Below are 11,153 nucleotides of genomic sequence, written 5' to 3' on the forward strand. Positions count from 1 at the left end.
TGCTACTCCAAATCAGTTGAGATGTTGAAGTGTTCACTTCGGTTGCTGCTGCATTATTTGAAGTATCGGACAATTCCTCTCTCAGCTTAAATCATTACCTATTCAGCAACGCCAGCATCTGAAGTCGTAGAGTACGAGGCTGCGATCGCCCGTGACAAACGCATCAAAGCCCTAGACAAGGAAATTGAGAAGTTGCAGCAGCGCATCAGTAAAGTAGAGGCATTGCTAGCAACAGTGTGAGCGATCGCTCATGATAACTAGTAAAGAAGAACGTGCTGGCATGCTGGCTCGGCTAGCTGAACTTATTCAGATGTGCGAGCACCTAGAAGCGAGGCAAATTACAGCCAATTGCCATTGATTTAGTTGGATCGTCGTTAAATCATTAAAGGGTGTCAGAATTAACAACGCCTAGTGACAAGATTTAAAGTTCAAAAACCCTTGAAACGTAGATGCATCAAGGGTTTCGCTATATAATCTAAATGACTCAGCGATAAGCTCGCGACCATGTTATCAGCACGGAAGGAGCACAAAACGATCGCTGGTTAGCTAACAAGCAAACAAAAGCCCATAACAGTTAGCCAACAAGGAAATTTTAACATGCCCGATCGCGCTCGTCCCGAACAGGCCGAAGCAGCTTCTAGTCGTTTTGTGCAAATCGATTCAGCTTTAATCAATCAATTACTTCACATGAAGCTAAGCGCCGCTGAGTGGTCGCTTTATATGTACTTGGTTGACCTTGACCCATTTGGCGATCGCTTCAAGGATCTGCCCAAGTTGAGTGACATCCTGGATCAACTGGAACTTTCTAAGGCGACATTCTACCGAACGATCGCCAAATTTCAGTGTGAAGGACTTTATGAGTTTGATGAAAAACGTACTCGTGGACGCAATCCCAACGGCAGTAAGGCAGCAAATTTCGAGCCTCGTTCACGAGACCAGAGTCTCACCCATGCGACAAGTACTAAAGAGCAGTCTCACCCACGAGAAAAAGTGTCTCACCCATGCGACAAAAATTCTCACGCATGCGACTCGGACTCTCACCCACGAGACTTAAATTCTCATGCACGAGACAACCAGTCTCACCCAAGAGACAATCAATCGCCAGAAGTCTTAGCCAGTATGGATTCTGGATCGCCTCATAAGATTCATACTCTTTCTCATAAAGAACAGATATTTTCATACCCGCTTGCGCTTGGCTCTTTAGATGAGCCAGCTACAGCGGATGACAAAAGAATGATGGCAGAGTGGGTAAGAGAGAATTACAAAGAATGGATCAATCTCGCGATCGCAACCCGCTTGATTAAAGACGTAGGAATTGTTTACCCAAACAATCTGAAGCGGCCATATTTTAAGGCACTGGAGCCAAGCAAATTGATTGATATAGAAAAGGCAATCAATGAGGTACCACTGGAGAAGCTTCAAAGATGGCTTGAGGAAGACAAGAGAAAAGCTCAGGCGATGGGCAACTGAATCCGATCCAACCCCTCCCCCAGTTCCGCGCACCCCCTCCCCTTGTTTTTGGAGCCACAATGCCTATTCAATGTGAGCCGAATGCCACTGACATGACCATCATCAAAGAGCTTCTAGAGTAGCGTCTCGTAGGGCAATGAGTGCGCTCCTTACCAAGCGCTTGATGGCAGTAAGGTTTGGTTGATATGCGAGTCCTAAACACCAGAGGTGGCCTAATACTCCACGGTGATTGTGCCGACAAAGACTGGGGGCGTGTGAATGGCATGCACATCAGCAATCGCCCCTTGTCCTGGGACTGGCTCACTTGGCTTTAATAGCTCAATTTCTTGATTCCACGGTGGAGGCTCTTCACCCTGCTTCTTGCCAAAAACCCGAACTTTGGCGATCGCCTCTGTGCCCAATGCCTTCATGCCATTCTCAATAAATACAACCGAATCCTGTGTGTTCTTCTGATAAGTAAAATGTGTACTACAAGTGCGTGAAAAAACGTTTGAAACGCCCTACAAATAACCTTCAATCAGTTAGCCATTAATAATGGCCGTTTTCGATAACTGAATCTTCCATTAGGGCGCTAATGGATAAAGGGCATCTTGGATGGTTGAATCTTCCATTACGACTCTTATGGAGATAGGGTATTTTGGAAGAAATCTTCTTGGCTTTGGGAAGCGGTTCGAGTAATCGTTTAAGGTCCCATTGTTTGACATCTCCAGTTGAAGTGGACGCCGCGCTTAGTTCTTTTGGCCGAGAAACTTCAGAACCGAAGAGCGGTTGTTGGTTTGCCCGATACAATGCCTCGGAGCAGGGCGCGGTAGTTAGGTAGTCAGTGCTTCAACCAGTCGAGCTTTTGGCATGTTGCAGTAGCCCTTGACTGACTCCAGAGAAGCTAGAGTCTTGAGTTGCCGGATAGCCAAGTCCCAATCCGTTGCGTGTGGAGTCGGCTCGATCTCGAGTAGGTCATCAACTGCCTCCAGTTGTTCAACTGCTGGGGCAGGAGTGACTAAGACGCGATCGCTGTTGCTAACTGGAGCCGGGGTAATCAGTACCCGCTGCGGCTCCTCAGCAGCTGGGGGGAAGGCAGCAATCGGCCCACTGCCCGTCAGGGTTGGTTGTACTGGCTCAGGAGTGCTGAACCGGAGCATCATCCATCCGTAGAGAGCAACTAGTGATTTGATTGCCAGCTCAATCGTCTCAGTATGGCGTTCGGCCCCTTCTCTGTACATCCGCTTGTAGTTGCGGGTAGCGATGAAGTGAGCAGCGATCGCAGCACAATCAACCACTTGGAAAGCAAACTTTTCAACCACTAATGCGTTCATGGGAATCTCCTTGATGCCGCTGTATGTGTCGTGTGCGGCTAGGCGTTTGGTGGGAGTTGCACCCGCCATCCGGCTTGCTTACCGGAGCGCTGGATTCAGTTTTCTAGGTGCATTGCTTATCTTTCCTAAAGTTAGCAGAAGTTTTAGATATAGCCAAGAACTTTTGGATATTTATTTCCTAAACTGTTAGTATCTTCTTGACCATCAGGGAAATGTTACTATGCCAAATCCAAACCCCAAAAAAGAGAACCTTGAGTTGGGGCGCGGTAAACGTCCGAAGTTGGATAACCCTTCAATTTCAATGAAGATGTCCAATGAGACTAGAAAAGCGCTTGAGGCGATCGCTGAGCAGTACGGCTGCATGTATGGAAGTAAGCCTTGGATCGCGGGCTTGTTGGCCAAGATTGGGGCTGGGGAATTGATAGTAGTGCCCGCACCACCAAAGGCAAGGGATGGAGAGTAACTCCAGACGATTGAGGCGATCGCTTCTATCAAAATTTTCCAAAAAAACTGTTTCTTTTAATAAGAACTGCACTAGTTTGTAACGGAGCTTTTTTGTTGGGTGCTGTCGGACAAAGTTGTCGGTTTCGTCGTGTTGGGTATCGTGTCCCTTGTCGGTCGTTACCAAACAACCTTTTTAGCCTTCCCTATTGAGTTATCGAGTGAGATTGAGGAAGGATGAGAGCTAGGGTATGGAATACAGTAAGTGATTTTCAAATGCTAATTTGGAGGAAAAGTTAGCACTATGACTTAGCAACAAATATAAATTTGTGGCGAGTTTATAAACTTCTTATAGGCAAGCACCATGACAATTTACACACCTGGAGGAAGACCCATTGATATTCCCACAAATTATGCGTTCACTTTACTCGCAAGGCTGTATCCTCGATACTATCCACACAAGGTTCTCAAAATAGCTGAAGCTATAGCTGAAATTCCTGTGGCTGTTACTTACCTTTTGACATCTATACTGTTTGCCGTTAAAGCTGCACCCATAGTAATCTTTGCAGGGGTTTTAGTTACATTAGTGGCTTTCTTTTTAATGCAGATTCATAGCAAATATATTTCTCCAATAGTTACTTTTGGTATAATATTCAACTCGATAGACAAGTGGAGACTATCCACACATGCGCTTGTTCTGCTTGGTTGGTACTCATCAGGATGGAAAGGGCCAGCAGCGTTCACCGGTGCCATGTTAATCGCAGTATTAGTCAAGACTATTCTTGAAGCCCAAGAAAAAAGTCGAATTAGAGCGGTAGAGGGAGCACGCATCTATAGCAAGTTTGAGCGGTGCTTTATAGATGCCTATCGATTTTGTGCTAATAAAGCGGGTATAACCCTTGACTTGAATCTGTCAGAAGAGGAGATAGAGAGCAATAGATGGCAAATTGCTTATGATAATTATCGCCTCAAAAATCCAACCTTGTTTGAAGTAAAACAATTCACCTAAACTGCATTTAGCTTCTAGCTTTTATCAGTCAAAAACCATCACATTTTTCAATATCAACCCCGCCAGTTTACATCGGGGATTTATGTCGGATGCTGTCGGGCAGCTTGTCGGATAACTGTCATTTTTTGTCGGGCGTCGGATGTCGATCCTGCTGTGTCGGGCGTCGTGTCCCTTGTTGGTTCGTACACGACAGCCCTTTTTACCCCTCCCTGTCGGCTAGTCGAGCAATATCGGATACTCGACGAAGGTACCCTATTTCAAATAGAAAACATCGCCCTCACACTGCAAAACATTTAGCTTGGCAAGTTCATCCATGTAGCCACGAATCTTATCAGTCGAGACGTTCTTTAGTGCGGCTAATGAGGCTCTAGAAACATCTCGCGGCTTGAGTCTTTCACTTCGCTTTTGAAAGTAATCAATGATCGCTTGCAAATGAGGGGCGATCGCTTTTTGCTCCGGTTGTGAGTCTGAGGGCAGCTGCGGAGTAACGTTGAACTCCAAGGCAAGCAAGTTCTCCAGCTGCTGCCGAGTTTGGACGGGTGTCTCTGCCTGCTGCTGCGGCTCAACTGGTCTTGCTTGACTCGCACTCAACTCAGGGAGGCGATTGAGTACCCATTGCACAGGGTCAGGCTCTCCATAGCCGTTGGTCTCCGTTAGTATCCATGCTGGTAACGTCCATCTCTCTGGTTGCCCCTTGGGAAACTGGATCGTGTAGGAGCCTGACGGATGCGGACGGCCTCGCTTCTCAGGTCGAACTGCATGAGCGGTGATGAACACCCGCATGTTTTCTAGGGCATCCCTGACTCCTTCCAGCTTTAGCCCAGTCAAGGTGTCGTTTTGGGTGATGAAGCTGTAGCAGGCGCGAGACTTGTTCGCCTTGGCGATCGCCGCTGTCATCAATGGGTTGAGGTCCAGTTCTAGAATCTGGGCTACCTGGAAGATTTCATCAAGAGTGAAGGCCGTGCCCTCCAATTGCCCCTTCTTAGCCTCCGATGCCAGTTCCACAACGGTATCCAGGTAATCTCTGTACTTCGCCTCACCAATGGCTAGCCTGTCCCACTTAAGGGGTGGAAAGTCGTTGTCAGTGCTGGCATAGGACACCTTGAAACCTAGCCCTAGCCGACAGGCATTGACCAAGTTGATGATGGTTGTCTTGCCAGATTGACTCTCGCCATAGCTCCACAGAAAAGGCTCATCAATCAGCCGAACAATGGGGAAGCCGTCCCGCTCTAGGGCATCCATCAAGAGCTCTATCCGCTCCTCTAGGGTGCCGCTGCTCAGGTTCAGCGCTCCCTCAACCGGAGTATCAACTGGAGTGTCAGCAGGGCGATCGCCTGGGTTGTCTGGCCATTGAAGTGCTGTTGGTGCCGCTGCTTGGAGCGTGGTATCAGCAGGGGTAGCTTGTTCAGTATTAGCAGGTAAAAGCTCTGTTGCTGCCTGCAAGCCAGTATCAGTAGTAGGGAAAGCAGGGGCATCAGAGGCCGCGATCGCTTCCTCCAGTGTGGGCAGGGCGTGACGAATTGCCGCTTGGCGCAGGGTGTAACGGTAAGCTGCGAACCGTCGTTCCGCTGGGACTTGCTTGAGGAATGGCACCAGGCGATCGCCCGCTAGGACTAGTAACTGATACTCTGTCGCCTGGGCTGGAGGTAGGCAGCTCGACACGTCATCCGTTGGATCATCCGGTTGTACTTGGCGCGTATCGCTGTACTCCCCAGCTGCTGCAAACAGTTCAAACACTCCTTTCCGCAGGCAGGGAATGGGCAGCAGTTTCTTAGTTTTTTGGTAATCCGTCAGTACCATCCACGCATAGCCGCACACTCCAAAGCCACCCAGCACAGCAATCACAGGATTGGCACTGAGTACCAGCCCCACTACACCTAGCGCCGCGCTGAGCAGCTTCCCTGATTCCACATCTAAGCGGAACTCATGCGCCTCCTGTTCCAATTCAGTAATCCGGTTCTCAAATGCGTCCGCTATCTGGCCTTGAGTTAGCAGGACGCTAAAGCTTTCGTTGCAAGGGTTGTTCATCATGGTCACCTATAGAAAAACCCCAGCAGGAGCACTGCCGAGGCTAAACATCAACTCAGGCTTATTCGACTACTTCAACTTTGGGAGCCGCTGCCTCGCGGCCTTTGTCCAGGGCATCCAAGAACAGGGCGATCGCGCATTCCGCACCAAAGATACTCAGGGCAATCCAGGTTAGGTTGCGAAGCAGTTCTCCGATACCATCCGTTCCAAACAGGGGGAAATTGCTAAAGGAAACAATGAAGTCAATGGCATAGGCCAGCAGGCAAACAAACCCTTTCACCCGTAGGGATTTGGTGCCTGCCTGCTTCAGTTGCCGCCGCTTAAACTCGACCAAATCAACTGCATCAGGCCGCTTGTCGGGAACGGTGTAGTCCCTAACTGCCTCATACTCGCGCTGGGCTTGAGCTAGGCTAATATCGCGAAGCACGGTCGCTTGAATCGCCTGGATCACGGTGCTGAGAATGGATGCCACCCAAAACGTGGGACTTAGCAAGGCGGTGATGACTAGCAATGGGGCAGCATCATCTTGAATAAAAGGCTTGAGGATAAAGCTAGGGGCATCTGATACAGCCGCTTGCCAGTAACCCTCGCAACTCAAGCCGACAAAATAAAACACTGCGAGGCCAAATAGGATGGCACTGCCAGGGGGCTGAGTTAGCCACAACACCACTCTGATGGGTAGCGTCATTAGCCATGTAACCCAGTAAAGAATCCGGCTCACCACGGACCCTAAATCAATACTGCGATCGCGGCCTCGGCTGGGCTCAGCACTTCCGGGATGACGGCGACGATGTCTGCTGGAGTATTTGCTCGTACGTTCTGTAGTCATGGAGTTACTTCACAAGCTTGGTTATTGGTTTGGATGAAGTTGAATTGCCCGTTGAAGGCATAGCCAATGCAGCGGCGGTATTGGTCGTAGATGAGGGTTTTGCGGCTGGGGTCGGTGACATGCTGCCAGTCCACAACCGGGGGAACCTCGGACAAGGTGTAATCCCGGATGATGAGCGCTTCTACATTGGTGATTTGATTGCGCTCGTAAGCTTTGGCGATCGCTTTGGCTTGCTCAGCTTTGGTTTGCTCTAAGTCGGCTTGTGATTCAAGTTGAGCTTTTTGCTCCTGTACTTTTTGCCAGGACTGCTGTCGTAATGAGGCATCGGTGGCACTAAAGCTAGCAATGGCGACAAGCCCACCCAGGCTGGCAAAGCTGACTATCTTTCCAGAGGTGATATTCATAGGTTTTCAAGGCTTGACTAAGGCTGGCGATCTCACCACCAGCCATTGCGTAACTAGCGGGCCTGACTCAACTCAGGCAGTCCCAAGAGTTCACGAATTAGGAACAAGTCGGGGCCATCCTCCGATTCAAGCTCCCAATCTTCCATCTCAGAATTAGGAATCGTGAATGAAGCTTGGCGCGGGTAGCAGTGCAAGATGAACTCAAACTCGTTAGAGCAGTTCTCAGGGAAGTGCCCCCAGAACATCTCACCTGCATCCCAAAACGGCTTCCACGGGAAATCAAGTTCTGGGTCGATTTGCGGCGCTCCCGCCTGGGGCTGGAAGTGGAGCGAGAGTTCGAGATAATCCTCAGTCCCAAGGGCAGTGCGAGCACCTAACATCATCTCGAAATCGGGGTAAGCAGCCTTGGCTTGCTGATACCACTGCTGCAACTGCTGCTGACCAAAAATCAGGAGAACTAAGTTTCCCTCAACCTCAGCATTGGCAGAGTAAATCATCCATTGCAAAACCTCGAAACGCTGCTCTGGATGTAATCCCCCGTCGTTGTCTCGGATGATTCGGACATCCTCCAAATCCAGCACATCAGCATGACTGCCAATTCGGTAGAGGAGGTCATCGCGATCGCGCTGTGTCTTCGCCTGGTTAAAGCGGTCAATTCGTTCTTCGATATAGCTCCAAACCACCATGATTAGTGCCCTCCCCGTCGTGCATTGCCGTGGCGGAGCTGAGCAGTGAGAGCCTCGATTAGTCCCTCTGCTGCGTCAACATTGATGTCTTCAAGGATGGCGATCGCCTCGTCTAAGGCTTCGCTGGGTTCGTGCAGCGGAGTCTCTGTCACAACTGCATCGAGTGTCCACTCGTCCTCTACCTCTTTCAGGTAGAGATAGGTCGTCAGTAGCATCCGGAGGCCCAGCTTATCTTCGCGGCTGAGCTTCTCAAGCTGAGAGCCAAACTCCTCTACAAGCTCGTCAATCTCAGGAGTTTGAGCGTAGTAGGTCGTTGTCTTTGTCATGATGGGTATAGCTTCCTTATTGCATCAGTAGGGAGTGAGAGCCAGCCCTTGCCGTGGAAAGTCGGGGCTGGCTTTAGCTTTTTAACAGGGAAGATAAAGAGTCTCCGAATCCTCCAACTGTTGGAGGAGTTACCTGTGCCGGAGCAATTAGTGGTTGAGGCAAGTTACTGGCGGGCTGAAGCTGAGAACTACCAGCCGCGATCGCCTGCTGCCCACGCTTGATGGCGTTGACTGTGGGTTCGAGGTAAATCGTGAGCAACGTTTTGACAGCGATCCCGATAGTGTCGAAACCACCAAGTTCTTGAAACTCAGCTAATTGCTCAGATAGAGGAGTAGGAACCTTAAAGCGAACTTCTGACATTTACAGTGCTCCTCTAAGCAATCTTGAGTGAAGGAAGGCGACGATTTGGGCAATAGAGCAACCCTGCACAGTTCGCCATTTGACTGTGCGGCACAATTTGAAAATAAGGATTAGAGACAACTAAATCCTTGATCAAGGGAGCACTCCCGCCAGTAACCAAAACTTTGCCAATGCGGTGAAAGTAGCGCTGCCAGCGTGTGGTCAGCTCTCCCACAATCCCCTGGAACCACTGTTGCAAGTAATCTTGAAAGTAGTCCCCAAAGCTCACGCCCGTTTGACTGTAGTAGTGCGAACCAGAGGCGATCGCATCAAGCAAAACATCAATGCGAGCAACATCCCTAATTGCCGTAGTAAGGCGGGGGTCAGAAGCAATCATCGAAGCTAAGGCATAACTGCCCCCAGTGGCGAATACTAGTCGAGAATCGGGGATGACTTCGCCATCCTCATCGACCAGCGTGAGACAAGCGGTTTTACCACCAATATCCACAATTCCAGTGGCACTACCGCTAGCGATCAATCCGTGATGGAGGCAAAGCCAATAGCTACCAATTCCTTCAGGTTGAACGTCCACGGCTTCAATCAGCAGGTCAATTTCTCGCCCATTACGCTTAAATAAATGACGCCCCTGCAACGCCGCAACCATCTCATCAGCATTGCGTTCTGGGTCGGGTAGCGAGGTGTAAAGCACTGGCACTCTAATTTGCTTGCCATCAGCAGTTGGAGCAAAGCAGGGAAGAGCAAGTTTCAGGGCAATGTCTACTTTGTCGCTGATAGCTGCTTGTTTGTAATTCGCCATATTTCGAGCGCTACTACCTACTAACCAGCGTTTACCTACAAACGCAGAGTTGACCTGGTTATTTGACTCCAGATACTCAATGAGTGCTGAATTTCGGTTGGGGGTTGGGGCTGTACTGCCTACGATGTCGGCAATAAGAGAGTCCAGAATCAGGGGATTACCAGTGTGATCACAGGCTTTTACGTGGCGGTATCCAATGTCGATCGCTTTTGTCATTTTTCATCCATCCTTACGGTGAGTAGTGGTTATGAGCGGCTCACTGCTAATGAAGTGACACGACGTAGAAACTGCCTGTCCATCCCATGCAGCAAAGGCTCAAGGCTGATTTTTCAAAAACTTGGCTAAGTGACGTGCTTGTCCGTCGAAACGGTGCTTAATGGTCTGTCATAATACCCATGCTAGCATGACAGAAGCTATTAGAAGCATGCAGATTCTAATAGATGCTTTTAATCATTTTGAAGGGCAGAGGGAATAGGATATGAGTGAAATTTTCACTATTGATTCTGCTGTGGCACAAAAAGACCGCATCTCGATCGACGTTAGCGATCTGCGAGAAGACATTGAAAATTGCAGAGTGGATGCCGCCTGGACCGAGCTCCCCTTGTCAGCAAAAATTAGAGTCTTAATTAAGGAGCGATTAGAACAATTGAAAAGTAAGGAGGAGGGGTAGCAACTAATTACCAAGCAGTAAGTCGTTTACAAAATTCCACTTACTGGCTCCAAGCTTCCCACTGAACTACTTCCCGTTTCCCAGTGAACTAACTTACTATTTTGGTTGTTTTTTCAAATTACTCATTTTTGTGAGAGAGGATGAAATTTAGTAGCGCAAAAGGAGCGCAGGATGACAACAGATCAACGACTTGATGATATTGACCGTCGATTAGAACGGCTAACGACTATTTCCGAACAGGTTGTAAGTCGTTTTCAGGGTATTGATGCCAGAACTGAAGCTATTTTCCTGGCCCTTGATCAACTGAGACAACGCCAAGAAGCTAGTCAAAACCAGATAGAGAGACTGGGCGAAGAGCAGCACAACCTGACGGGGCTAGTAGGTGAATTGATTCAGAGCATCGACAGAACTGCTTCGGAAGCCGCCGCCGATCGCGCCATGATGCAGCAGATGCAGTCAGAAGTCCGAGGTCTGCAAACCGAGAATCACCGCATCCTTGAATACCTACAAGACCAACGACGTGGCGATGCTGGTACCGAAAACTAACGAGTTATGTGAGGCGATCACAATGGCTAAAGCTCCAGTACTCCAGATGATTTACGAGAAAGCACTACAGTTTCGGCAGGCTAAACCGGAACAGAAACAACGCCAAGCTCCGCAGAATAATACTTCCAGCGATAAGAAATCAACCGATAAGCAATGCGATCGCCCCTAACCATGCGGCAATGCCTAGGCTAAATCTAGCCCCCAACACTTGCAGCAAACGACAATAGGGCTCAGTTGAATAGCTGCAATTCAGTTGACAAGTAGGTGCACTGGT

At 49.1% G+C, this 11,153-nt stretch carries 15 protein-coding genes; 5 read left to right on the plus strand and 10 right to left on the minus strand.

What is annotated here, in order from left to right; genetic code table 11:
- The first annotated feature begins 648 nt into the window (after window positions 1–648).
- Window positions 649–1,470: a hypothetical protein gene (locus tag H6F72_RS23240; RefSeq protein WP_190441468.1), complete on the plus strand. Its 822-nt coding sequence runs from the start codon at window positions 649–651 to the stop codon at window positions 1,468–1,470.
- Window positions 1,471–1,682: 212 nt separating this feature from the next.
- Here H6F72_RS23240 and H6F72_RS23245 read toward each other — a convergent pair whose 3' ends face one another.
- The 3 genes from H6F72_RS23245 to H6F72_RS23255 form a co-directional block, all read right to left on the minus strand.
- Window positions 1,683–1,880 (minus strand): hypothetical protein, encoded by a 198-nt coding sequence (locus H6F72_RS23245; protein ID WP_190441470.1) that lies wholly within the window; start codon window positions 1,878–1,880, stop codon window positions 1,683–1,685.
- A gap of 402 nt (window positions 1,881–2,282) precedes the next feature.
- The gene (locus tag H6F72_RS23250; RefSeq protein ID WP_190441472.1) at window positions 2,283–2,852 is read right to left on the minus strand and encodes a hypothetical protein; all 570 of its coding nucleotides are present in this window, start codon (window positions 2,850–2,852) and stop codon (window positions 2,283–2,285) included.
- Window positions 2,853–3,081: 229 nt separating this feature from the next.
- Window positions 3,082–3,411, minus strand: a complete 330-nt coding sequence (locus H6F72_RS23255) for a hypothetical protein (protein WP_190441473.1) — start codon at window positions 3,409–3,411, stop codon at window positions 3,082–3,084.
- Between the two features lie 177 nt (window positions 3,412–3,588).
- On the opposite strand from H6F72_RS23255, the gene H6F72_RS23260 reads away from it, so the two are divergent.
- Window positions 3,589–4,233, plus strand: a complete 645-nt coding sequence (locus tag H6F72_RS23260; RefSeq protein WP_190441475.1) for a hypothetical protein — start codon at window positions 3,589–3,591, stop codon at window positions 4,231–4,233.
- 252 nt (window positions 4,234–4,485) lie between these two features.
- Here the strand turns inward: H6F72_RS23260 and H6F72_RS23265 are convergent, their stop codons facing one another.
- The 7 genes from H6F72_RS23265 to H6F72_RS23295 form a co-directional block, all read right to left on the minus strand.
- Window positions 4,486–6,264 (minus strand): hypothetical protein, encoded by a 1,779-nt coding sequence (locus tag H6F72_RS23265; RefSeq protein ID WP_190441477.1) that lies wholly within the window; start codon window positions 6,262–6,264, stop codon window positions 4,486–4,488.
- A gap of 58 nt (window positions 6,265–6,322) precedes the next feature.
- Window positions 6,323–7,090, minus strand: coding sequence for a hypothetical protein (locus H6F72_RS23270; protein ID WP_190441480.1), 768 nt, complete (start codon window positions 7,088–7,090; stop codon window positions 6,323–6,325).
- Entirely contained in the window at window positions 7,087–7,494 is a 408-nt protein-coding gene (locus H6F72_RS23275; RefSeq protein WP_190441482.1) for a hypothetical protein, read from the minus strand. The genes H6F72_RS23270 and H6F72_RS23275 overlap by 4 nt, the downstream gene beginning before the upstream one ends.
- Before the next feature lie 53 nt (window positions 7,495–7,547).
- Window positions 7,548–8,180 carry a hypothetical protein gene (locus H6F72_RS23280; RefSeq protein WP_190441484.1) on the minus strand — a complete coding sequence of 211 codons (633 nt, stop codon included), beginning with the start codon at window positions 8,178–8,180 and terminating at the stop codon, window positions 7,548–7,550.
- Between the two features lie 2 nt (window positions 8,181–8,182).
- Window positions 8,183–8,506, minus strand: a complete 324-nt coding sequence (locus H6F72_RS23285) for a hypothetical protein (protein ID WP_190441486.1) — start codon at window positions 8,504–8,506, stop codon at window positions 8,183–8,185.
- Window positions 8,507–8,579: 73 nt separating this feature from the next.
- Entirely contained in the window at window positions 8,580–8,867 is a 288-nt protein-coding gene (locus H6F72_RS23290; protein WP_190441488.1) for a hypothetical protein, read from the minus strand.
- A gap of 13 nt (window positions 8,868–8,880) precedes the next feature.
- Window positions 8,881–9,879: a ParM/StbA family protein gene (locus tag H6F72_RS23295; protein WP_190441490.1), complete on the minus strand. Its 999-nt coding sequence runs from the start codon at window positions 9,877–9,879 to the stop codon at window positions 8,881–8,883.
- Between the two features lie 262 nt (window positions 9,880–10,141).
- Between H6F72_RS23295 and H6F72_RS23300 the strand changes: the two genes are divergently transcribed.
- From H6F72_RS23300 to H6F72_RS23310, 3 genes are all read left to right on the plus strand, one after another.
- Window positions 10,142–10,333, plus strand: coding sequence for a hypothetical protein (locus H6F72_RS23300; protein ID WP_190441492.1), 192 nt, complete (start codon window positions 10,142–10,144; stop codon window positions 10,331–10,333).
- Window positions 10,334–10,504: 171 nt separating this feature from the next.
- Window positions 10,505–10,879 carry a hypothetical protein gene (locus H6F72_RS23305; protein ID WP_190441493.1) on the plus strand — a complete coding sequence of 125 codons (375 nt, stop codon included), beginning with the start codon at window positions 10,505–10,507 and terminating at the stop codon, window positions 10,877–10,879.
- A 22-nt stretch (window positions 10,880–10,901) separates the two neighbouring features.
- Window positions 10,902–11,048 (plus strand): hypothetical protein, encoded by a 147-nt coding sequence (locus H6F72_RS23310; protein WP_190441496.1) that lies wholly within the window; start codon window positions 10,902–10,904, stop codon window positions 11,046–11,048.
- Window positions 11,049–11,153 lie beyond the last annotated feature (105 nt).

The sequence above is a fragment of the Trichocoleus sp. FACHB-46 genome (genome assembly GCF_014695385.1).
GTDB lineage: Bacteria > Cyanobacteriota > Cyanobacteriia > FACHB-46 > FACHB-46 > Trichocoleus.